Here is a 25,014-nt window from a genome sequence, read left to right as displayed (position 1 = left end):
GAAATGGAAGGCACATTAAAAATAAGTCTAACTCCAGGGAATTTAACTAAAAAATCTGAAAATAAGAGTTTGGATAATTTTAATGCCGATGTGAATATTACTCCTTTTAATAGATTCTTTAAAAGATCAAGGTGCAAGACAATTGCGCCTTAAATAACAGATTTGGAATTGGATACTCCAGCAAATTGTGGATGGGAGGGGACGATAGTATTAGTGGGGTATGTTGTGAAACCGGCCTTAACATTTTTTCCTACTTTGACCGACAGTTTAGGTTGATTGTGAATTGTTTCCCCTCTACCTTTTTAGGGAAGCATAAAATGTCTGATAGGGATTTCGAGGTTTAATTATATTCTTCCAAGTGCATTTGGATGGAAATGAGAAAACCCTCTAATTATTATGTTGGGTCAACAAAGAAGTAAAAAGATGGTACATTTTAAATAACCCCCATACTTGTCGCTATATAGACCAATTGGGTAGTGTTTGAAGCATTGAAGTAATCCTTTAACTTACTAATGTTGGCTTCTACAGATCGTATACTGTTGGGTGCAATTCCCTTTGCTTTTAGTAAGGCACTTATTTCATTTTGTTTGTGTCCTTGGGCCAAGAATAAGAGCAGCTGCTGTTCATAGTCATCCAATTCCAAAAGGTTTTTCTGTTGTAATACGGCCGTGGCTATGGGGCAGGTGAATGGTTTGTTTTGGGACAGCGCTTCAATACTATTCTTTAGTTCTTTAAGACCGTTCAATCCCTTGCAGACATAGCCTTCAATTTTTTGGTTCTCGAATAAGGATTTTATGGTGTTTTGGTTGTCCTCCACAGAAAAAACAATCACCTTTATTTCGGGTTGGACTTCTTTTATGGCGGCGATGAGATCTTGCCCGTTTTGTAGGCCTTTTTTATCTCTGGGATTATCAAAAGAAAGATCGGTTATCAAAAGTTGAAAAGGATTCCCATCCAACAAAGCCCTTTTTAATTTTAGCAAGGCTTCATCGCAGTATTGTGAATGGCCAATTTGGGGATACCCCAAATTTTGAAGCATAGTAATAACCCCTAGGTTATTGCTATCTATGTCTTCCGAAACGAATATCCTATTGAATTGCATATGTGTTTTATATGGCAAACGTTATGGTGGCAGTGACACCTTCGTTTGGTTTCGAATCGAAAATAATACTTCCTTTTATACCTTTTATGCGGTTTTCCACATTCTTAAGCCCATTTCCCAAATAATTTCCTTTTAAGGAAAATCCCACTCCATTGTCCACATACTTTATAACAACCTGTTTGCTGCTCTTACTGCAGGTAATGGCAACCAAAGAGGCATTGCTGTGTTTTTTCATATTCACCAGTAATTCCTGTAGAACCCTATATACTTCAATTTTGGCCTCTGCCGAAACATTATCCCAGAAGTTGGAGGGTAATTCCTTGGTGATCAACTTTGTTTTAGTGGAGCTATAGGAATTTAAAAGGGAGAAGAATTCCTTGCCAAAGTTATCTCCGGTATCAATGGCCGTAAATTCTTTGGAAATATCCCTTATTCTTTGGTAAATACTATCCAGACCTTCTAAAATTATTATTTTCTGTGGGTTAGCTATATCCTGGCCCTCTTTTTGAACCTGTGTCATAAGGTAAAAAATGTCATTACCCAGTTCGTCATGCAATTTTTTGGAAAGGCGCAACTCGGTCTTATAGGCCATCTCCAGCTGTTCTTTCTTTTTTTGCTGATTTTTATACAGGACAACAAAGACTATCAGGATCAATGAAATAATTGTGGCAGAAATGGCCAAAATATTTTGTTTCTCTTTAATAGCGACTTGCGCCAAAAGCATAAGGTTCTTTTTTTCCAATGCATCATTGTCATATTTTGTGGCGGCATAGATAGCGCGAACGGCTTGTTTTGTTTTTTCAAGGGTATTCTGCACATTGGAATAAAATATGGCCTCTTCGGAAACATCCTGGTCCAAGGATTTTTTCAGGGGCAATAGTAGATCCAAAGCTTCCAAAATAGCGACAGAATTATTTGTTTTTTTCGAGTTGGCAAGAGCTTTTTGGGCAAAATCCAACGCCAATGGCTTATTGGTCTCAAAGTAATATTCTGCCAAATGTATAGTGCTGGATATTAATCCGGGAACCGTGTTAAGTTCTTGCCGTATTCTTAAGGCTTCCAACTGTAGGGGCTCGCTCTCAGGGTTATTTTTGTTTTCCAACCACATATAATAGCCCTTATTGCAAATAGCACGTGCAAATTGCGAGGCGTTGCTAGCTTGGGTGTTCGCGGCAATACTGTCCAAAATTTTAAGGCTGGTACCGTAATCTTTTAGTGTTGCCAGGATATTCGCCCTGGTGGTTTTAATGTTGTATAGATTTTCGGTGCTGATATCAACTGCGGGCTGTTTGTTTAGAAGACTAAAAATTTTATCGCTCCACCGCAAGGCTTCTTTAGGGTGTCCCAACTCCTTTTGGCATACAGCAATGTTTTGGTAGAGACCGGAGATGGATTCTATTTCATTGGAACCTTCCAAATATTTTAATCCTTCGGTAGCAGTGATCATCCCTCCGTTGTAATCGCCCAAACTCTTTTGGATGTTGGCCATGTCCAGCAGTCGGTCTCCCGCACCTATGCTATCCTTTAATTTGAGATTTATAGAATATGCTTTGTCAATGTAGAAATAAGACGAATCCAATTGATCCAGTCTTTTGAAATAATATCCTTGTCTCCAATAGGCATTGGTTATGTGGCTGCTATCGGATATAACTATGGCCTTTTCAAGTAATTTCTTGGAGAGGGCAATTGCATTTTTGTAGTCACTCTTTTTGGCAAAATTCCCTATTTGTTTTTTAAGGGAGGCCAAGGAGTCATTTGCCTGTTTTAAGGTAAAGGAATAATCGTATCGCTTGTGTTCAAAGTTATTTTTAAGGTTTGAGCCTGCATGGCAGTACATGTAAGCAAGGATAAAAAGTAGAGGCAGGCCGAACTTAAATTTCATCCCTCCAAAATACAAAAAGCCTTCAAATTATTTGAGGACATTTCCGATTTAGGGATCAAAATAAATCCATTTTATAATGCCCCAGGGTTTTAAGCTGCTGTTATTGGAACGATTTAACTGTTCAAGGCTTGAAGTACACGCTCTGGGGAGAAAGGTAGGTGGCGTAGGGGTTTCCCTGTCAATTTCAGAAAGGCATTGGCTATGGCACAGGCCACCATAGGTGTAGCCGTTTCGCCTACCCCTTCTGGGATTTCAGAGGATTCTAGAATTACAGTTTCAATACTATCAGGGATGTCCTGAATCCTAAGTAGTTGGTAATCGTGGTAATTGGATTGTTGCACTTGGCCATCCACGATGGTAATTTGTTCTTTGAGCACGCTGCTCATGCCCATGATGATGCCGCCTTCCATTTGGGCTTTTACATTGTCTGGCTGTACCACCACCCCAGCATCCAAGGCGATCCAAAAATGATGCACTTTGATAATGCCAGTACTACGGTCCACAGATATTTCACAGACCCCCGTTCCCAAAGATCCATGTTCTACAAATGCCATGCCTTTGGCCCTGCCCTCCTCTGAAGGCTTGCTCCAATGGGAGATTTCAGCTGCCTTTTCTAAGGTAGCCAATGCCCTAGGGGCTTTTGCCATTAACTTTCTTCTAAGCTCCAAAGGATCTGTGCCCTGCTTCCAGGCAATTTCATCCAGCATAGATTCAATGGCAAACTTATTGGGGCCATGGCCCACGGCACGCCAATGTTTTAGGCGAATGCCATTGGAGGCTTCCCGCCATTCCGCAAATTGGTTGGGGATGTCATAATGATCATTGGCCACGGCACTGGCCACTAGGTTTCCACCGTCCCCTACCACAGAGTGCGAAAACGCAGTAATATTCCCTTCAGCATCTGTGCTGGCCGTTAGTCGTTGTAGGGAAAGCGGCCGGAATGCCCCATAGGTAACATCGTCCTCCCTGGTCCAAATAAGTTTTACCGGAAGTGGTGCCATTTCTTTTGCGAGTATGGTACATTCCTCTACAAAATCGTTCATGCTTCTTCTCCCAAATCCACCTCCCAAATATTGTAGGTGTACGTTTACCTTTTCCGGGGCAATACCCAGGATTTTAGGTACTCCCAACTTGGTATCCGTCCCTTGTTGGCTGCCTACCCAAACTTCGGCACTGCCACCATCTTCGGCAACCTGCACTACTGCATTCAGAGGTTCCATTTGGGCGTGGTATACATAATCGTTCTTATAGTCCACCTCATAAGTTTTGGCGGCGGTTCTTCTGGCCTTGGCAACATCCCCAATCTCGATGATCACCTTGCCTTTTTCATTTTGTGAGGCTATTTTTTCATAGGTAGCGTATACTTCTTGGGAATTGTGTCCGCTTGCCTTGGACTCGCTCCAATCTATTTTTAGGCTTTGTTTTGCATTCAAGGCCTGTTCCAGGGTCTTGGCCACAATTCCAATGGCATAATCCAAGGGGATTATTCTTAAAACCCCCTCCATGGCGAGGATCTCGGCTTCATTGGTCAGGCTGGGTTTGGAACCGTGTAGTTTACCTCTTTCCAAAACGCCATAAATCATTTCTGGCAGACGGATGTCTATCGCAAATATGGCACTGCCATCCACTTTGGCAGGGATTTCCGTACGGGGAATGTCTTTTCCGATCAGCTGGAATTCCTTGGGATTTTTTAATTGTGCTTCGCTGTAGTCGGGCAGGGTCTCGGGCATTTCCAAAAAGGGCACCAAGTCTCCGTAACTGATTTTTTGATTTGTCTTACCGTGATGCACATGACTATTGGATGTTGTTAGCTCCGAAATCGGCACTTCCCAATGTTTGGCGGCACTGTTCATTAAGACATAGCGGGCCTGGGCGCCTGCTTTTCGCATTACATTGTAGTAACTATTAGTTGTTCTGCTGCCTACCGTAAACATGAGCTTACTTCCAGGGGCCCATCCCGGGGAACCGTAGGTCTCCGATTCCTGGGGTGAAAATTCCACCTTAACCATAGACCAGTCCGCATCCATCTCTTCGGCAAAAATAAGTGGTAAGGAGGTCATGGATCCCTGCCCCATTTCGGCGGCCGGATTATAAATGGTGATTAGACCATCCTCGGACAATTTCACCCAGGCTGTAATGGGCTGTTGGGCTAGTTGTTTTTTAATTTTATTGGGGTCTTTGCAGGATATCAACTGCGGCAGGATACCAGCTACTCCAATGAAGAGGGCTACCCCGGAGGATGATTTTAGAAACTTCCTTCTACTGATATCGGTTTTTATTGGGATCATGGCTTTATTTTTCAATGGATGTTGGAGTTTTCGCGGCGAGTTCAATAGCCTTAATTATGCGTAGGTAGGTACCGCAACGGCAAAGGATACCGTTCATATGGGCTTTTATTTCCTCCCTCGTGGGATTGGGATTGGTTTCCAAAAGGCCTACGGCTTGCATGATCTGTCCAGACTGGCAATAGCCGCATTGTGGTGCCTGGGCTTCGATCCATGCCTTTTGTAGTGGATGATCCCCATTTTGGGACAAACCTTCTATGGTCTTAATTTTTTGTCCGTCCGCATAATTGTCCACTTGAAGAAGACAGGCCCGGACAGGCTGATTGTCGATATGCACCATACAGGCCCCACATTGACCTATGCCACAACTGTATTTAGTGCCAGTAAGGCCTAAATGTTCCCGCAAGACCCAGAGTAGGGAAGTACCTTCGTTAACTTCTACTTTATGTTTAGAATTATTAATATCTAGTTGAAAGGTAGCCATGTCACAAAATGTTTTCTATTAAATTACTGAAAAAGAAGGATGTAGCCTATTTGGGGATTGAAAATTTTCGGAAATAGTGGATTTTTTAAAGTTATGGCTGTGCTGTCGAGGTATGGGTTTGTTGATAAGTATGGAGATTATATCATGTTTTGGTTGAGCTATATGTGTGATTTCTCCTCACTGTCGCTCGTTCGAAATGACCGAATTGGTCACTTCAACGGAGTTATTTTTTGGGACAATTGGCATTTGTATTAATCTTTGGCTTGCAATCCCTTCTGTCTCATCCACTGTTAGCGAAGGGTCCTACTTAATATTAAACTGCTAGTTCAATTAACAGATAGAAAAGTAAAAACTGTTCCTTCCCCTGGTTAGGGGAAGGTGGCTTCGACATCGGAGAAGCCGGAAGGGGTGGGGCCCACAAGCCTTTATTTATTATAATGGGTTGCTTTCTGGCCATAACCACTGCTGGCTCAGCTCGGCTCGTGCCGACACGAACCCAATGCATAGCCCATCCTATACCTACAATATCAGTTTCCTACCTCACAAGAACATCCAGTATGTGTTTCCCCATGCCAATCAAAAGCAGGGGCGTAGTCGCTCATCTCCCAATAGAAAGGGCTTCTAGGCTTGTTATAGTTTCCTACCTCGTTCATGGTCTCAGTATCGTATAAGCGTCCGTTGATCATGGTGTATTTAACCGAGTTGGAATTCTGAATATCCTCCAAAGGATTTTTGTCCAAAACGATAAGGTCGGCCAACTTTCCTTCTTCCAAGGAACCCAGTTGCTCCTCCATTCCCAGATAGGAGGCCCCATTAATAGTGGCTGCTTTCAAAGCTTCCATATTGCTCATTCCCCCTTGGGCCAACATCCAAAGTTCCCAATGTGCGCCAAGACCTTGCAATTGGCCATGGGCGCCGAGGTTTATTTTTACTCCGGCATCGGCCAATTTTTTGGTAGCTTGTGCAACCAGAATGTGACCGTTTTCATATTCTTTTATTGGTGCCATGGTACGATGTCTGGAGCGTGCATCTATAACGCTTCTTGGGGTGTACTTTAAAAGCTTCTCATTTTCCCATACATTGGTAGTCTGGTACCAAAAGTACTCCCCGTTCAATCCGCCGTAATTAACGATCAGGGTGGGGGTGTAGGCCGTTTCGCTGGCCGACCATAATTGCAGTACATCATCATAAATGGGTGCTACCGGTATATTGTGTTCTATACCTGTGTGTCCGTCCAAAATCATTGACATATTGTGAAAGAAGGTTGACCCGCCTTCCGGCACTACTTCTATCTGCTTCTCATAGGCCGCCTTAATAATCTGCTGTCTTTGGTCCCGTCTGGGCTGATTGTAGCTTTTTACCGAAAAAGCGCCAAAAGCTTTGGTTCTAAGAATGGCCGATCTTGCATCCTCCAAATTGTTTACCGTTGCCTTAAAGTCGCCATCTGCTCCATATAGAATTACCCCGGTAGAGAATATTCTTGGCCCCACCATGGTGCCGGCCTTTACCATTTCCGATTGGGAGAATACCATTTCGGTATTGGCAGAAGGGTCGTGGGCCGTGGTTACCCCATAGGCCAAATTGGCATAATAGGGCCAGTGTTTTTGGGCACTCAGGCCAAATCTAAAATGACTAAGATGTGCATGCGCATCCACTATTCCTGGCATTATGGTTTTACCGCTAACATCCAAAATTTTGGCATCGGCGGGGATGTTGACCACATCGCTGGAACCCAGGTCAGTAATTTTATTGCCTTGGATAATGATGGTACCGTTCTCTATAACTTTATCATTGTTCATGGTAATGAGCCTAGCACCTTTTAGGGCAATTCTACCCTTGGGTTTGTCCGATGTTAGGCTTAGGTCGATTTTAAGGCCTAGAGTGTCCATTGCCGGAATACTATCAGGAGCACCTTCCAAAAAGCTAAATCGTTGATTGATGGCGGTATTAAAATAGGTATCGCCCAAGGTCCAATTTAGTTTTTCGCTTTTGGAAGACCAATGTAGGCTAATACCTGCATCGCGTGCTACCTGCGCAACTGGAACATTGGTGGCCTTCCCATCCAATTCAATGGTATTCCCTGTCTTGGGCATTGCTGCAATATATACTTTGTACAAATTGGTAAAAGCCACCCAATTGTCGTCCAGACTGGGGATAAGGCGTTGGGCATATTTTGATTTTACCAGTTCTCGGGGCTCCTTGCCGTCTAGGTTGACCGATTTTAGGGTTTTGGTCAGTTTTCCAAAAAGATACCCCCCAGTTTGGTAATAGATCCTAGTAGCATCTTTATTGAAAGACGGAAATTCGCCCTCTTTTACCACTAATTTTTTAGTGGAGCTAATGCCAGATCTTCTGGATTCACTTACTTCAATAAGATAGATTCCATGCTCTTTTGTATGTACATAGCCCTGATGCTGATTGCCATCTTCTTCGCGGTATACAATTTGGTCATTGTTTATGGGGGAAAAGTTAGGCTCCCTATAAATGGCTTTTTCAGTAGTCAATTTTACAGGGCTGCTTTTGCTATTTGTTAGATCCAACCTATGGATGGCTCCCATATGCTCATCGTTCCAAGTTACATACACCAGGTATTTGCCGTCTTTTGAAAATGCGGGTTCATATTCCAGATCCGTTCCGGTGGTGAGTCGGGCAGGGGTACCATTGGGAAGTGATTTTTTCCACAGGTAACCTGCCGCGTTGAATATAAGTGTTTTCCCATCGGGGGAGGTTACGGCATTTCGGATAGCCTTTGGGGTAAAGGTATCCGGTGCGGCATCGTTTTTAAATTTTAGGGCATTCACAATCTTGTGTTCTGCCGTGGCCTCAAAGGGAATATCGGCAGCGTCCAAAGAATTGATGTCAATTTTTTTGATTTTTCCTTGGGCCCAGATAACGATGGAGCTATCATCTGGGGTAAAATTGAATCCTGTATATGGTCCAAAAATGGCCCATGCTTCTTGTTGGTCTTTGCTGAGTTGATCGTAAATAGGCCATTCCCTCCCGGTTTTAAGGTCGTGCAGGTAGAGTACTGTTTTTTCCCTTACTCTTTTTACAAAGGCCATTACATCTCCCTTATGTGAAATTACAGGGCGTATGGCACCTCCAGGTCCACCGGTAACCCTTTCTATTTCCCCATCTTCCAGATTATAACGGTTTATGACATATATCTGGCTATTGGGGTCTTTGTTGTACTGAAATTCCCCACCTGGATAAACGTCTTCGCTATAATATACATATTTGCCATCTGGCGAAGCCCAAGGCTCCCCAACATCCTGTTGATCGTTTTTCTTTTTGGTAAGCTGAATGCCCTTTCCTCCGCTTTTATGGTACATCCATATTTCACCGGCACCTAGAGAACGTCCCGAGGTAAAATGTTTTCTGCAAAAAATATAGTTCCCATCCACGGACCAGACCGCATTGTTTACCAATCTAAAGTCTTCTTTGGTTATCTGTTCGGCATCGGAACCGTCTGTGTTCATCACCCAAATATTATCGCCCCCACCGGCATCACTGGTAAAGCTGATGTGTTTGCCGTCTGGGCTGTACCTTGGCTGTACTTCAAAGGCATGGCCGCCCCTGATTAAAGTGGCAGTGCCTCCGCTGATGGGCATGGTATAAATATCGCCAAGCATATCAAAAACGATCTGACTCCCGTCCGGACTTACGTCCAGACTTATCCAAGAGCCCTCATTGGTAGTAATGGATACATTTTTAAAGGGCAGGGCAGGGGTGTTTACATCCCATTTGTCTTTTTTGGGTTCTTCTTTTTCCTGTGAAAAGGAGGTGTGGCAAATAAGTAATAGAAGGGCTAATAGGGTGCTGTTTTTCATAGGAGGTACTTCTTGTAAAATAATGTTCTGCGCTTAGGCTTAAAATAAAACTTTAAAGATAGTACTTTGGATTAAATGGCCCTATGGAAATGAAGCCTTACGGTTTAAGAAGTGCATGGGTGGATTGGAGTTCGAAATCAGGAGACTTCGCACAACTGGGTTCGAAATCAGGAGATTTCGCTTAGCGTGGAACACGTTGTTGAACTAAACCTAAAGGTAGCTTCAAGCAGTTATTAGCCTGCTGTTCACTACCTTTAGGATAGGTTTAATCATAAAGTTTAAAGTTATGAAAAAAAAGTAGTACCCTTATTGATAGGGCCTGTAATTCCGTTCCTGGATTTAATGAACTGTACCATAAGTTAAGACGATCTATCGAGCTTTCCGGCAAAAGCCAAAGTACACTTACCAATTACGCCAGATGCCTGGCACACATTGCACTCCATTTCAAATGCAGTCCGCTGGACCTTGACCAGGAGCAGGTCCTGGATTACCTGCACGTTCTGAAATCCCAGCACAAGACGCCATCGGAGAGTTTCTTCAAGCATACCGTCTATGGTCTGAGATATGCCTACCGTATCTCGGGAATGAAGGAGATGCGGGTCATATTGCCTTCTATAGAACGGCCCAAGAAGCTACCGGTAGTATTAGGCCATAACGAGGTAAGGCAGCTTCTAAAGGCCCCAAAACTTCTCAAACACCGTTTGGTACTGGCCATGCTCTATGGCTGTGGCCTTCGCAGCTTTGAACTCTGCAACCTCCAGCTGAAGGACCTGGACCTTGAGAGAAAGATGCTGCACGTACGCCAGGGCAAGGGGAGGAAGGACCGCTATGTCCCATTGTGCGCGATGCAGGTCCGGGGCCTAAGGAAGTACATCAGGGCGGAAAGGCCCGTCACCTGGTGCTTTAACGGCAATGACAGGGAAGGCAATCCCGTTGCACTGTCCACCACGGGAGTGCGATGGATCGTTCGCGAGGCACGCAAACACAGCGGTATCCAAAAAGAGGTCACCACCCATAGCCTGCGGCATAGCTATGCGACCCATCTTTTGGAAATGGGTCTGGACATCATCAGCGTAAAGGACCTGTTGGGGCACGCCGATATCCAGACCACGCTTGCCTACCTGCATGTGGCACAACTGGGCAGACAAAGGCCGTTCAGCCCGTTGGAGCGGCTTTATAATCTGTAACGGTGTCACGCGCCACTTACGAAGTGGCCCAGGTATTGGAACGCAACAGGGAACAGCTCGCCGGCCTTTGTGCCAATAGCTGGCAGTCAAGGACCCTGCACGCCCTGCGCAAATGCCGCACCGCAGTATTGGGCGGGCATATAGACCGTTGCGACAACCCTGGCTGCCATAAGCTGCACCTTAGCTACAACAGTTGCCGGAACCGTCATTGCCCCAAGTGCCAGGGGCATAAAAGGGAACAATGGATAAGGGCAAGGGAGGCCGAACTGCTGAACGTGCCGTATTTCCATATGGTCTTTACCCTTCCTTCGCAGCTTAACAGGGTATGCCTTTATAGCCCCAAAACGATCTATGGCCTTTTGTTCGGGACGGCCTGGCAGGTAATCAAAGGCTTTTCATCCAATCCCAAGTTTTTGGGGGCCGACCCGGGAATGGTCGCCATCCTGCACACCTGGGGCCAAAATCTGTCCCTTCACCCGCATCTGCATTGCATTGTTCCCGGAGGAGGGACCACAAGGTCGGGCAAATGGAAATCCGCTAGGAACAAAGGAAAGTATTTGTTTCCTGTAAAGGCAATGAGCAAGGTTTTTAGAGCTCGTTTTGTAGCATCCCTTCGCAAGGAATTTCCACCACAACCCACGGCCTTCTACGAAAACCTGTTCAAGCACAATTGGGTAATTTATTGCAAACGTCCATTTTTAGGTCCGGCACAAGTAGTAGAATATCTTGGCCGCTATACCCACAAGATTGCCATCAGTGACCACCGTATAAAGAGCCTAGATAATAATAACGTCACTTTTACCGTCAAGGATTACCGGCATGGGGGAAGGATATCCTTACTGCGATTAACCGATGCCGAATTCGTCCGCAGGTTCGCTCTGCACATCCTGCCCAAGGGGTTCGTGCGTATACGCCATTATGGGATCCTGAGCAGTTCCAGGAAGAAGGCACTGCTTCCTTTGCTGCAACAGGTCCTGGGCGGTCCCGTGCCCAATGGACGGCCTCCCTTGAAACATTGCCGATGTCCTTACTGCCAGATCGGGATTATGGTGACCGTAGCGGTATTCGACAGCCGTGGCCCGCCCAAAGCATGGTCCGATCGACTGAAAAATAGCGCCCCAAGAAGAACGCCCGAAACAGCGTAACGGGATACCCGTGGCCAAAATTAAAATAGCGGGATGGAAAAGGCCGTTCCGGAGAGTAAAATGGGCCAAGGAAATCAAAAAGGGCACCGGAACGGGCTACGAAAGAGGTGACCACCAAATTAAGGGGCCAGCTCCGACAACAAGGTATATGTAAAAGACTCCCTCAAACCTTAGCAATCCCCATAGTAAGGGAAAACAGGACCCGGTTCAGTCAACACGGTCTTCATGTTTGGCCGTACCGACCACACGAAGTCTTAGTTATTGTCAGATTTTTTTAGTCGTTCCGTATAATTTCAAATTGTCCGGGTGATACCTTTATAGGGGGAGGGAAGCCCTTGCCCAACACTTTCATATGGTCTGCGTTAAGCCCCTCTTCATTTGCAAATCCACTATTTACCACCGCTTGAAACGATTCGTACGAATCCCACACCACTATGTTGATAAAATTGAATTTATTCTCCTTGTTGATCGTTCTGTAAAAGGTTGAACTTACAAAGCCCGGTTTAGTCTTAAAATATTCAATGTAAATCTCTCACTTTTATTGCTTTTTCTTCAAAGCCCACCGGCACTTCAATAGAATTTATAACACTTATTTGTTGCATTTAAAATATTTATTGCATTCATGATTTTATTGTAACCGTAATTTCCCTTTGTTAGTTTCGGTTGGTTGCTATGTATTGTCCACTACATAATTCAGTTCGGTTACCCCGCAACTAAATTGTTTGGTTGTCAATAGTTTTAGTTTTGTTTTGTCTTTGATGTCGGCAAACAATGGAATGCCCCGCCCAAGAATAATTGGATTGACAAATAGCCAGTAGCCGTCAATTAGGTTTAGTTTCATAAGGGAATGTGTTGCAGTGGGGCTGCCAAAAAGCAAGATTTCCTTACTCTCGCCTTGGCGGGATTGTTTTATTTCATTGATATGGTCCATAAGGTTTTCGTTAATAATACTAGTGTTGGCAAAAGCTGCCTGTGCGCTAGGAAGGACCGAGTCTTTCATTGTTTTTGATAAAACTACTTTGTGAACTTTGCCATACCACTTTGAATGTTCAATGTCGTGCTTGGTCGCCGTTGGCTTATCCGCTGCGGTAGGCCAGTAATTTTCCATCATCTGATAAGTTAATCGCCCATACATTGCAGTGTCGCCTTGACTTATGCGCTTACCGACATGGTCAAATATTTCTTCATCAACTTTAATCCAATCCATTTCTCCGCCTAGTCCGGCTACAAAACCGTCAAGTGAAATGTGCATAAACGAAATTATTTTTCTCATATAGGCTAACTTTTAATTTAAAATAGGATATAAAAACTTTTTCTAATGTTTTTCAGATTCGGTACTCCGGGCATCAGAGATTAAATGAGCCGTAATTTTCCATTGGTCGGTTTTTTCAAATAAGCGATAATGGGTGGTATTCCTAGTTCCCAAACTTTTATTACCCACTGTTTTTTGTCCTGTTCTTTCAACTGCGGTAATGGCCAAAATTGCTTTGTCCGATATCCTTCTGAGTTTTAAGGAGGTCTGTTCCGTATTGCCCTCCATTACAAAGTCGAACCCGAACACTTCTCCCAGATAGGTTTGAATATCAGATTTTCCAATTCTATTAAACCCAAATGCGTTGGTAAAGTCGGCATTTTCCGAATACCATTTGCAGGCCAATGCCACGTCCTTGGTTTTCCATGCTTTGTTCCAGTCATTTATTTTATTCACGATTTCCAAACTGTCGGCTATAGTAACTTCTTGGGAATTTGTTACCTGTATGCTCAAAACTATTAGAATTATATAGGCTATGGGTTTCATTTTTTTAAGGTTCTATATGATGTCGTTCAAAGTTTATATAGTTTCCATCCGATGCCTTATGGGTTTAGGGTTGTATAATTTACTCGATAATCGAGATTTAAATGCTCCGACGCTTGCCTGCCCTATTTGTTCAGGCGGGCCTGCCCGTTCCATTCAGGCAGGCGTCGAAATCAAAATTGAATTTCCTTTCAATGTCTCGTGGGCTTGCCCCGAGGTAGTTTACTTAGCTTTTAGTGGTGACAGTGTTACTTTTTGTGCGGGCAATGGGTATTGATTTTTAACCTTGACGCAAGATCTTCTCCATCTTTCGACCTTTTGCCAATTCGTCTACCAACTTGTCCAAGTACCTTACTTGTTTTGTCAAGGGAGTTTCAATTTCTTCTATCCTATAGCCACAGATTACTCCTGTTATTAGAGGGGCGTTGGGGTTCAATTTTGCCTTCGCAAAGAAATCCTTAAAGTTCGCTTTAGCGTTGATCAGGTCTTGCAGTTTTTTGTCATCAAAGCCTGTTAACCATGTTATTACCCGGTGTAATTCTTCCTTAGTTCTTCCCTTGCGTTCCACTTTTGTGATATAATGGGGATATACCGAGGCAAAAGTCAGAGTGGCGATTCGTTCGTCGTGTTCCGGTGTTGTTGTCATAGCGTTTATCTTATAGTTGTAGTTCCATATGGCTGTCCAAAGTAAGAATGCTTGTTGATGCACAAAGTTTTATGTTGCTACTGTAAAAGAGATTTTCATCCCTAATCTCCAAGGGTTCCAGCGTTAAATGTCTGTTACGTTTTTGGCCTCTAATCTCTTTGGGTTAGAGTGGCTGGAAGTACTGCAACCAAAATTTGTTACCAACTTCCTGATTTCTAAGATATAAAATATTGGGTTTGTGTGGAAAAAATTAATGCCAGATCTTCTCGGTAAGGAACATACAACAGAGCAAATTTACCTTCTTCCGATTATTGGGTTGGGCTCACCCAGGGTCAACGCAAAGGTCACTTTACTATAAAAAGATAAATTTCGGATTGAGAATCACTTGAAAAGTAAAAACCAAAGCGCATAGTCTTCTTTAAAAGCCTCTCGTATTTTGGTAAATGCAATTCCTTAAATATTTAAGCCGGAGACAAACACCACAACAAATCCACATTTCATTGTTAGAGTTTATTTATTTTTTACAATCTTTATGCGACAGCTAAATTTTAAAATAATTAAATCAACCAAATGAGCGTATTTAAAAAACCTAAAGGCATTAAGTTGACATTGCTTTTTTTAATTGTTTGCCAGGCAGTTTTTTCTCAAACCTCCGTAAAAAGCAGACCCAACGTAATTGTTATTATGACCGATGACCAGGGGTCCATAGATTTAAATAGTTATGGGGCTACCGACCTTCATACCCCAAATATGGATAGGTTGGCCAAAGAGGGGGTAAGGTTTACCCAATTCTATGCAGGAGCGCCGGTCTGTTCCCCATCTCGTGCGGCCCTAATGACAGGTAAGACCAATTTGCGGGCCGGTCTGGAAGGCAATGTCCCTATTCCGGAACACGCGGAAAGGAGCGGAGAATACGGTCTACCAACAGAACAAATTACCATGGCGGAGATGCTCAAACCCAGTGGCTACTATACCGCCTTAATTGGTAAATGGCATCTTGGGCACAGGGAGCAAAACTTGCCCAACGGACAGGGGTTCGATTATTTCTTCGGGCATCAGCGGGGGTGTATCGATAATTATTCCCACACTTTTTATTGGGCTGGCCCCAATAAGCACGATTTATATAGAAATTCAGAGGAGGTATATTATGATGGTCAACATTTTTCAGATCTAATGGTGGAAGAAGTCAAGCAGGTCATCAACCACAGGCAGGACAAGCCGTTTTTTATTTATTGGGCGTTCAATGCGCCCCATTATCCCTACCAAGGAACTACAAAGTGGTTGGACCATTACAAAGATCTTTCAACACCTAGAAAAGAATATGCCGCCTTTGTGTCCAATACCGATGAGAAAATTGGCCAAGTTCTGGATTATCTGGATGAGATGGGTATAGCGGATAATACCATAGTTGTTTTTCAATCCGATCATGGACATTCCTTGGAGGAAAGAGCCTTTTGGGGAGGGGGTAATGCAGGACCCTATAGGGGAAGTAAATTTAGTCTGTTCGAAGGTGGAATCCGTGTACCGGCCATTATTCGCTATCCAGGAGTAATCCCCGCAAATGAAGTTAGGGATCAGCTTAGTATGGAGATGGATTGGTTTCCTACCCTTGCAGAATTGACCAATTCCAAAGTGGCGGCAGATTTGGATGGGAAAAGTCTTATGCCCATTATTCTGGATAACAAAAAGGAGTCCGTACATGAGGTGGTGCACTGGCAATTGGATAATTATGATGACAAAATGGCCCAATGGGCAATACGTAAGGGTCCTTGGAAACTTATAGGTAATGTAAGGGAGCCCATTGGTAAAGGGGAGAAAATAGATTTAGATAAATTGTATTTAGTGAACCTGGATAATGACATTGGTGAAAAGAACAATTTGGCCAAGTCCGATCCAGAAAAGTTGAATGAACTATTACAGTTGCACACTTCTTGGATTAAATCGGTTCGTTCAGAAATGAAGCAGTAGCCAATTTTATATTCGTTTTTAGCTAGTCTCAAAATAGTTTGAGTCAGTTTAGATTAAAAGGAACATTGGGAAACCATTTTTTCTTTCTTGTTAATATTGTTAACTGCTCAATATAAAGCAGTACAGCTATTATCACAATTTAATACCTATGAAAAGAAGAAATTTTTTGGGCAATTTGGCTGCAGGCAGTGGGTTGGTGGTGTTAAACCCAATTTATGCATCCCATGGGAAAACAAATTCTAAAAAGGTCGACAATATAATTGTAGAAGGGAGGACATTAGAGGCAGATCTTGTAATAATTGGTGGGGGAACCGGTGGCTGTGCCACCGCTTTGGGGGCACTTCGCAATGGCCTTACCGTTATCATGACCGAGGAAACCGATTGGATAGGGGGACAATTAACACAACAGGGCGTACCACCGGATGAGCATAAATGGATCAACGACTTTGGTGCCACAGCATTATATAGGGAATTCAGAAAAAAAGTCAGGGGATATTATCGCAATAACTATCCTATAAAACCAGAGCTTGCAGAAAACGACCGGTTCAATCCCGGTAATGCATCGGTTTCCGAAATTAGCCATGAGCCCAAAATTTCGTTACGGGTGTTGGAAACCATGATCGATCCCTACATCAGTGCCGGTAAACTGGTCCTTTTAAAGGAAACGGTGGCCTTGGACGCCTCTACCAAGGGGAATAGGGTACAATCGGTTAGGGTTAAAAACCTTCGATCTGGAGAGATTAGGAATTTAAAGGGTACTTACTTTGCGGACGCTACGGAATTGGGCGATTTATTGCCCATGACAGGAACCGAGTATGTGTGCGGGGCGGAAGCCAAATCCGATACCGGGGAGCTTCACGCGGCGGAAATAGCCGACCCAACCAATAATCAGGCCTTTACGGTCTGTTTTGCAATGGATTATAGACCCAATGAGGATTGGACCATAGACAAACCTGAGGAGTACGGGTTTTGGCGCGACTATAGGCCCGAAATGAAAAAACCATGGGCAGGGAAACTGTTAGAGCTCAACTATTCCAACCCGCGCACCCTTCAGCCAAAGAATTTAGGGTTCGATCCTAAGGGCAATAGCTTGGGGGAGGTACTGAACCTATGGAACTATCGCAGAATATTGGCCAAGGATAATTTTAAAGAAGGTTTTCTTACAGGGGATATCACCTTGGTGAATTACCCCCAGAACGATTATTTTCTGGGCAATGTGGTGGATGTGAGTGATGAAGAACTAAAATATCATATTGACAGGGCCAAACAATTAAGTTTGTCCCTCTTGTATTGGCTACAAACCGAAGCCCCCAGGGCCGATGGTGGCAAAGGTTGGCCGGGAATTAGATTGAGGCCGGACGTAATGGGAACTACAGACGGACTGGCAAAATATCCCTATATCAGGGAAGCTAGAAGAATAAAGCCTTTGTTTAGGATCACCGAACATCATGTGGGGAAAGCCCAAAGAGCAAGTATACAGGGAGTAACGGAATCCGAAGCCCGTGCCAAAGATTTTGGGGATAGTGTGGGGATAGGATATTATCATATTGATCTGCACCCAAGTAGTGGAGGGGATAATTATATCGACTTTGCTTCCCTTCCATTTCAGATACCCTTGGGAGCCCTAATACCGCAAAGGATGGAAAATATATTTCCCGTCAATAAAAATATTGGCACCACCCACCTTACCAACGGCTGCTACCGACTGCACCCTGTGGAATGGAGCATAGGGGAGGCCATAGGGATGTTTGTGCCCTTTTTAATGAAAACGGGCAGCAGCCCACAAGAGGTTTACAAGGATGCCGCAGAGGTTCGGAAATTCCAAAGCCTCATTCGCAAACAAGGAGTGGATACCCATTGGCCTTATGAGAAAATGTAATGGGATTAATTGTGTTTTGTCTATTTACAATAGTCGTTTATGGTAATGAAGTATTTATGGGATTATTATCTAACCACAAGTAGGCCTTAATGCCTAAACACTGCGGGCGACTTTTCCACATTAGGGCCAGAGAAGTCCAATTGCAAATGCTCCCCTAAAAAGTCTTCAAAATAATCGATTTGAACGGGATGCATGCCCTTTTTGAGCGCTTTCATACCTGTTTTTGTTGCCGTATCGTGCGAGCCATCATTATCTATTAAAAGTTCACCATCCAAATAAAGTTTGGACCCATCGTCGGACTTTAAATAAAAGGTGTAGATTCCCGTTTCCGGTACGCTGATAAAGCCTTTATATTGAATGGCAAAGTGGTCCAATCTTTCTCCGATTTCTTCTGGGTCCAATACGGTGACAGAGCCGCTTTTTAATGGTTTCAAGCTACTAAAATCAGGTATAGAATCAAAATTGCCTTCGTAATAGGTATACTGGAGTCCCTTTTTGGTATTCCTTGGTTTTCTTGTTGCCGCTGTCGGCTTTACCTTTTTATAAGTTTTTTGGAAGCCCGCACTTTCAAAACCTTCGGCATCCGTAAGTTTTACATTAATAATTGAGGTTTTATCCAAGGTCAGATTCCCCGGAAATTCGGGAGTATTGGCATTGATCTCTGTACCATCCAAGGTAAATTTTGCGGAAACTTTATTATAGGGATGTGATAAAGCTACTTGTAGCTCCTGTATAAAAATGTCTTGTTCTGTCATGGATATACCGGCTTGGGAGGGCATAAGTTCAATTATTTCGGTACCGCTCAAACTGAATTCCGGTTCCATAAATTCATTGTCGTAACCCATTTCCCATTCAAGTTCCATAGGATCCCAAATGGATGCTTTGGAAACGTCCAAGGGGGTAGTTTTTATCACTATTTCAGAGGAAGTCATGGGCGGCAGACTAAGCTGAAAACGAGAAGAGTCGGGCTGTACCTGATGATGATGGTACAATTGTCCCTTAAAATGGATGGGTTTGTCGGAGGTATTGTTCAGCAGTAGAATGGCTTTTCTTTCTCTTTCCTTGGCCATGACCAAGGTTTTAAAATCTGTTGCATTAATGAGTGAAACGGCCTGCTCTTTTGTTTGCATAGTACTCACGTTATGATCATGAATTCCGGAAAGGGCAAGGTTGACGAGTTTGGGTCCCTTGTCCGTCATGGTGACCCATCCTATGTGATCAAACTCTCCAAATTTGGGGCCCCTAAGCCTACTTCCACCGCCGGTGGTAGCCAGGACATAATGATTTTGATCGTTTCTTACGTCGAATAAATATCGGTGGGTATGACCGGCGAATACCGTATATTTCCGATTGCTCAAGGCTGCCTCCACTTCATCGAACCCACTGGCGTCCCCGTAGGCCCACATAGGGTGGTGCGTAAAAACCATGGTCCACCTTACTCCGGTGTTCTGGGCGATGGCTTCCTTTAAAAATGCAATTTGGTCCTTGCTCATCATAACCCCGTCACCATCGTTACTATTTAGGATAAGGAAAAGCACATCTTTGTAGATAAAGTGATAGTAGTCCTTGCCATAGCGTTCCTTCCACTGTTTTGCCATTACCTCGTTGGAATAATCATGGTTCCCTGCCACATAGAAAAAGCGGGTGGAGAGCGGATTTAGGATACTGTCAAATTCCTTCCATTGCGCATCTAGCAAGGTATTGTCCTTGGAATATCCTTCAATTAAGTCGCCCACACTCATAACGAATTCCGGATACAACAGGTTTATTTTTTCAACTCCCTTTCCAAATACTCCTTTACGATGCCCCCCTGTTCTATCACTTACAATGGCAAATTGAAAATTATTGGGATTATTGTAAAATGGCTTGTTCGTCCATGGCTTCAATTCTTCCTTTATAGTATGGGAGAAGCTTGGGTTTTCGTTTTGCGCGTAGAGCGCACTACCCAAATTGACTACAATAAAAAGGGCTAAGAGGTGTTTTAAGAAGGTTTTCATAGAGACGCAGTTTATAGTAGCTAAAATATTTTTTAGGAAGCAAAAGCATTTTAGGCCTAAGTTATATTTTTTTTACATAGGGTTAAAAAATTGTAAAATTATTTAAGGACTCTGTTAGTAGGCTTCACTAATTATAAGTGGTTTATCAAGATGCGCAGAGGTTCGGAAATTCCAAAGCCTCATTCGCAATCAAGGAGTGGATACCCATTGGCCTTATGAGAAAATGTAATAGAAATGAGTGTGGTTTTTATATTCAATTTATGTTTATAATAAATTGTTGGTCAGTTGTTTAGTTTTATTTTGGAGGTTAAAAATGCTTTGTGTTAGGTTGAAGTGTAAACTTATATGCTGGACCAATGAGTATATGGCCCCTAAAAGTATAATGTAAAAAATACCAAAGTTGCAAAAAATTCCACGGCTGCACCACCCCCTCACCCAGTACTTAAACGATTTAATGGAAATATAAATCGCTGTTAATCAGCATTTAATATTTAATGTTGTGTTGTAAACCCCTAGTTTAACCATGGAATTCCGTGAAATTCAACACAGCTGCACCACAGCATAATCCTCTTAGGGTAAGTGGCTTTTTATTTATTATCTGACGTGAATGTTATTTCAGCCTAGGGTGTATGTATGGTTAATTATGGTGTATTTGGTTCCGCCTTGATCTTGGCATCTAAATGCAAAAGTCGGTACAACTTTGCTTTATTTTTTATTAGGCACTAAACCGATATGCTTTGAGCTAATGAGTTAGCGCAGGTGTAAGCAAACAAAAAAAATGACGTTTACGTTGAAAAAACATTTCTGGGCGTGTCGAATAGGAACTCCTGAAGATCATTATTTAATTCGGATTTTTATTTCTTCCTCAATGTTTCAATGATTTTTCGTGTTTCGGCAATTCTTTTTTGTAACGGGTCTCGATACCACCAGGCGCGCATATCTACCCGATCGTTGGGTTGCTCCAATTCCGTTTCCAGTTCATCCAGATACTTTTCATTTAATGACAAATAATCATTGAATGTTTCTGGGTTGTGAAAACCCCCGTCATTTACAGTAATATAAATAGGTGTAGTATGGGCAACTTGATTTGGGCCTGCAAAACAGCGGGCTGCTATCCAAGTTCCTTTTTCTACTTCTAGTTCAAAGTTCAATTCCATGTTTTCCAAAGATTGAACATCCCCATTAGGCGTTATTTCTTTCAACACTTTTCCATGGGCTATAATCTCTAGCTTTGAAAGTGGAATTTGGTCTTTATTTCCTAAAGCTTTTGCCTTAATGGAGACTTTTTTGGGTGCCGATAATTTAATTTCATCACCTGGGAGATGATCATCGATACTAAAAACAAGCATTGGGCCGGACGAAACAAAGGTGTGTCCTTCCTTTAGATTTTTCTTCCAAGATGCATACTCAAATTTTCCATCTATCCAAGTATAAAACCTGACATTGCCAATTCGGGCATTCCAACTAGGATCCTCGGTGCCAAATAAAGGGCCAAGACCACACCACGGAAAATCAGATCCTGCCGTGGCCGTAAGTTTATAGCCCAAATCCAGGAAGTGGTAGTAATTTTGGGTAAGCAGAGGGCCCCCATTGACACAAAATTGGAGCAGTTCAAGAAAGTCCACTTTGCCGCTTAGCACATCTAAGGTCATACCCCTTGAGCCATTAAAGGACATACCTTGATGGGCATAGCCAGTTATCCCGTTCAATTCATGAACCTTATCAAATATTTTATCGTATTCGTAATAGTCTTTTTGTTGCCTAACAAAATCATCTGCTACCAAAGCGATAGTATGACCAATTTGGTGGGTTCTTGGGTCCTCCTGGCCCGTAGATAGTAAGCTTTCATTCTGTCCATATGTTCCATCTTCCCCAAATGCATATTGGGAAAAATAAGTTGCCCAGAAATCTCCCATTTGAAGTAAGATCCCCACATTTAGTCCTTCGGCTTCGACCCATTTCAAGATTAGTGGGTTTTCCCTTGGAGACCGGCGAATATGAATGTGGTCATCGGCGGAATACCAACCTAAATCTGACATTTTAACCCACCTTTTCATTTCAAAGCTAAAAGCATTACCTCCACCTTCCTTTACTTCTATAGTGTGCGCCTGATCTAGATATTCAAATCCTTTTGATAGGCTAATTTTATACTTTCCAGGACGTAGATCAAGATTAAAATGGCCATCAATATAATAGGTGCTATCTGGTTGAAAACCGTAACGTTCCGCTTTGTCGTCCCTTCCGTACATAATAGAAATAGCCTCCTTTGGTATGCCTGCCACATATCCATCAGAATTGGTGATTTTAGCTCGTACCGCCGTTGGCTTTCCTGTATTTTGATCCGTAACCGTAACCTTAATGGAAGCTGTACTATTTTGGCAAAGACAATTGAACGAAAAAGTAAAACATAAAAAAACAAGGACTAATTTCAGTGGGTTCATTTTCGGTGGTTTAACTATTGGCCTTTATAAAGTTAACAATTAAAACTCATCTTGAATTCCTATAGCCCCAGATTTATAAGCAGCTAATAATTTATGCCGCTTACGGGGCTATTGGTCCTTTTTATTCACAACATTACTGGTGTTGAGGCCCATAAAGACCATTTTCAGTTCGGTATTGTTACCATAGGAAACAAATCCTACCTCGAGCAATAGGACAAGATTTCTTATAAGGTCCTTAGGTGCACTATCCATTTTAGCATCTCCTTGTAGCTGTTGCTGCCGGCCTTGATGTTGGTCTGTCTTTTCAAGATTCCATTATCACCATTGGGTGCACCACAACTTAACCTTAAAAAAGTTTCTTGCCTTACTACTATTTTATGTTGAAGACATTCGCCAATAAATATTCAATCGTATCCTGATCCGAAAGCATTGGTTTCTCTTTTGGAACAGGAATTTCTTCTGGAATTTGGATGCATTAATATCGGTTGATTTTACTTAATCTAATTGGCTTACAAATAATACATCCTTATAAGCCAGTAAATTCATTTTCTTTGTAATTACTTGTCTATTTAAAAATTGGTAAGTCTTGCTTTTTAAAGGGAAAGCATTCTCCCGAGTACCTCGTGGATTTGGAACTTTTAGTGGAATTTGATGAGTAATCAATAGCTCCATTGGTACATGGGTAATCCAATCCCACTCCCGAGAACATATCATCTACCATGCGTCTGAAAGAAAACATAGGTTTTGAGTCGTCCCATACTATAGGGCCGACATCCCCTAATGCCTGATTCATGAATTGTTTCATGTCACCTGTGGACGGATGGCCAGAGTTTAAAATATCGTGCCCGAGTTCATGGTACATTACGGTCAACCTTTCATTCTGAATATCAAAATAGGAGGTGCTTTTCCAAAATGCTGTTGTATAACTTAGGTGTACTCGTTCATCATCAACACAAGAAAGATGTGAAGCTCCTGCTGTACCCTCTTCTCTAAATTCTATTAATATTTGATTTACATCTACAAAGGAGAGATCAAGCCCATGCCGTTCGGCATCAGCTAAAAAAGCACGTACATAGGACTCGGGAACCAAGGGGTCTATCTGTGAGTAAACGGGATCACTCCAAAAGCCTTTGCCTTGGACCAATGCCATTATTTCTTCATGCGTTCTTTTATTTGGAATTTCGCTTTCATCAATTTTTTCTAAAACCCAAGAATTTAATATGCCAGCATTTAAATATTCCCTATTAATTCTATTTCTAGAGATCAAAACGTCTGAAAGTGCTTCATCAGGTTGGCCTGGCACATAACCAATATCCTTAAAGATGGGAAAGGATGCTAAATCGGTATAGGCCGTTCCGCATGAAATTGCTTCATTATTTAAATATTCAAAAACGAAGGTTGAATCGTAGCCATAAAATTCGCCTTCAATGATAGTTCCAATATGTAAATAAAACCCATCTTCTATTTGAGACTTGTCTTGAAACATGGCTGAAATCTCCAAATCGGAAGTAATTGTGATTGTCCGGGGGTTTTCTTCTAAGTCATCGGACCAATGTGAAAAAATGAAGTCACTCTCAGTTGTTGCCGTTATTGTAATTTGTGAACCAGCATCATATTGACCACTAACATTATCTACCGTCCCTCCTTGCCCTGAAGTAACCATTAGGTTATATTGAACTGGCACAAAGGTGGCCGTAATTTGTTTGGCTTTATCAACCAAAATCTCTATAGGACTTTCGGTAGATTCGACTGCCCCTGTCCAACCTACGAATATCCACTCCTCGGAAGGTTCAGGTGTTAGTTTAACGGTACTTCCCGATTCATAATCTGTTGCAACTTTATTAGTGTTCACAACCTCCTCGTTTATTGTGCCCTCACCAACAATATTTATTGTCAATGTGTAATTTTTCTTTTCAAAAGTTGCGGTCAAATCCATTGCCGTGGTGATGATGATTTTTAAAGGATTATCCGTTGAGCCATTGGACCATTTATCAAATAAAAATTCTGAGTTGGGCGTTGCGGTTATGGTAACTTCTGTCCCTTTCTTATAGGTTCCTCCAGTGGTGGAAACAGAGCCACCCTCATTGGCTGCCACGGTTAACGTGAAATTTTGAATTTGGGACTCTTCAGCAACCGTGCTTTCTTTGGAACAAGCTGCAATAAAAAATGATAGAGCAAAAATTAAATAAGGTCTTAATATTTTCATGCCTAAGGAATATTATGGCATATGAAGAATGCAATGGACAATTTTTTTGATTCTTCATCTACCTGATTGTCAATCAAAATATGTTAGGGGGATTGAAATGAAATTGGATCAAGATCAAAAGTTGTGTGTGAAATGAAAATAGAATAAGATCTTTGCAAAAAAACGAT

At 42.6% G+C, this 25,014-nt stretch carries 16 protein-coding genes; 4 read left to right on the top strand and 12 right to left on the bottom strand.

Annotation, left to right across the window (positions count from 1 at the left end; translation table 11 throughout):
• Positions 1-433 precede the first annotated feature (433 nt).
• From U735_RS0119130 to U735_RS0119105, 5 genes are all read right to left on the bottom strand, one after another.
• Positions 434-1,102 (bottom strand): DNA-binding response regulator, encoded by a 669-nt coding sequence (locus tag U735_RS0119130; protein WP_031445348.1) that lies wholly within the window; start codon positions 1,100-1,102, stop codon positions 434-436.
• 7 nt (positions 1,103-1,109) lie between these two features.
• Positions 1,110-2,984 (bottom strand): sensor histidine kinase, encoded by a 1,875-nt coding sequence (locus U735_RS0119125; RefSeq protein ID WP_031445347.1) that lies wholly within the window; start codon positions 2,982-2,984, stop codon positions 1,110-1,112.
• A gap of 113 nt (positions 2,985-3,097) precedes the next feature.
• Complete coding sequence (locus U735_RS0119120) at positions 3,098-5,272, bottom strand: xanthine dehydrogenase family protein molybdopterin-binding subunit (protein ID WP_031445346.1); 2,175 nt, start codon at positions 5,270-5,272, stop codon at positions 3,098-3,100.
• 4 nt (positions 5,273-5,276) lie between these two features.
• Positions 5,277-5,753 carry a (2Fe-2S)-binding protein gene (locus U735_RS0119115; RefSeq protein ID WP_031445345.1) on the bottom strand — a complete coding sequence of 159 codons (477 nt, stop codon included), beginning with the start codon at positions 5,751-5,753 and terminating at the stop codon, positions 5,277-5,279.
• 527 nt (positions 5,754-6,280) lie between these two features.
• Positions 6,281-9,583, bottom strand: a complete 3,303-nt coding sequence (locus U735_RS0119105; RefSeq protein ID WP_031445343.1) for an amidohydrolase family protein — start codon at positions 9,581-9,583, stop codon at positions 6,281-6,283.
• A gap of 584 nt (positions 9,584-10,167) precedes the next feature.
• Between U735_RS0119105 and U735_RS25380 the strand changes: the two genes are divergently transcribed.
• Both U735_RS25380 and U735_RS0119095 read left to right on the top strand, forming a co-directional pair.
• Positions 10,168-10,770 carry a tyrosine-type recombinase/integrase gene (locus U735_RS25380; protein WP_316933024.1) on the top strand — a complete coding sequence of 201 codons (603 nt, stop codon included), beginning with the start codon at positions 10,168-10,170 and terminating at the stop codon, positions 10,768-10,770.
• 2 nt (positions 10,771-10,772) lie between these two features.
• Complete coding sequence (locus U735_RS0119095; RefSeq protein ID WP_031443686.1) at positions 10,773-11,915, top strand: IS91 family transposase; 1,143 nt, start codon at positions 10,773-10,775, stop codon at positions 11,913-11,915.
• A gap of 670 nt (positions 11,916-12,585) precedes the next feature.
• Here the strand turns inward: U735_RS0119095 and U735_RS0119090 are convergent.
• The 3 genes from U735_RS0119090 to U735_RS0119075 form a co-directional block, all read right to left on the bottom strand.
• Positions 12,586-13,188, bottom strand: coding sequence for a dihydrofolate reductase family protein (locus U735_RS0119090; protein ID WP_031445342.1), 603 nt, complete (start codon positions 13,186-13,188; stop codon positions 12,586-12,588).
• Positions 13,189-13,230: 42 nt separating this feature from the next.
• Complete coding sequence (locus U735_RS0119085) at positions 13,231-13,713, bottom strand: YybH family protein (RefSeq protein ID WP_031445341.1); 483 nt, start codon at positions 13,711-13,713, stop codon at positions 13,231-13,233.
• A 277-nt stretch (positions 13,714-13,990) separates the two neighbouring features.
• Complete coding sequence (locus U735_RS0119075) at positions 13,991-14,356, bottom strand: DUF2200 domain-containing protein (RefSeq protein ID WP_031445339.1); 366 nt, start codon at positions 14,354-14,356, stop codon at positions 13,991-13,993.
• A 570-nt stretch (positions 14,357-14,926) separates the two neighbouring features.
• Between U735_RS0119075 and U735_RS0119070 the strand changes: the two genes are divergently transcribed.
• Together U735_RS0119070 and U735_RS0119065 are read left to right on the top strand one after the other, a co-directional pair.
• Entirely contained in the window at positions 14,927-16,324 is a 1,398-nt protein-coding gene (locus tag U735_RS0119070; protein WP_051892248.1) for a sulfatase family protein, read from the top strand.
• 148 nt (positions 16,325-16,472) lie between these two features.
• Entirely contained in the window at positions 16,473-18,203 is a 1,731-nt protein-coding gene (locus U735_RS0119065) for an FAD-dependent oxidoreductase (protein ID WP_031445337.1), read from the top strand.
• Positions 18,204-18,289: 86 nt separating this feature from the next.
• On the opposite strand, the gene U735_RS0119060 is transcribed toward U735_RS0119065, so the two are convergent.
• The 4 genes from U735_RS0119060 to U735_RS0119045 form a co-directional block, all read right to left on the bottom strand.
• Complete coding sequence (locus U735_RS0119060; protein ID WP_031445336.1) at positions 18,290-20,200, bottom strand: PA14 domain-containing protein; 1,911 nt, start codon at positions 20,198-20,200, stop codon at positions 18,290-18,292.
• A gap of 854 nt (positions 20,201-21,054) precedes the next feature.
• Positions 21,055-22,641, bottom strand: a complete 1,587-nt coding sequence (locus tag U735_RS0119055; protein ID WP_034248601.1) for a CehA/McbA family metallohydrolase — start codon at positions 22,639-22,641, stop codon at positions 21,055-21,057.
• Positions 22,642-22,749: 108 nt separating this feature from the next.
• Positions 22,750-22,893: a hypothetical protein gene (locus U735_RS25625; RefSeq protein ID WP_157365034.1), complete on the bottom strand. Its 144-nt coding sequence runs from the start codon at positions 22,891-22,893 to the stop codon at positions 22,750-22,752.
• Positions 22,894-23,206: 313 nt separating this feature from the next.
• Positions 23,207-24,847: an InlB B-repeat-containing protein gene (locus U735_RS0119045; RefSeq protein WP_031445334.1), complete on the bottom strand. Its 1,641-nt coding sequence runs from the start codon at positions 24,845-24,847 to the stop codon at positions 23,207-23,209.
• Positions 24,848-25,014: the final 167 nt, after the last annotated feature.

The organism is Arenibacter algicola, from assembly GCF_000733925.1.
Taxonomy (GTDB): domain Bacteria; phylum Bacteroidota; class Bacteroidia; order Flavobacteriales; family Flavobacteriaceae; genus Arenibacter; species Arenibacter algicola.
Note: the sequence above shows the minus strand (reverse complement) of the source record. Positions and strands in the feature narration are given on the sequence as shown.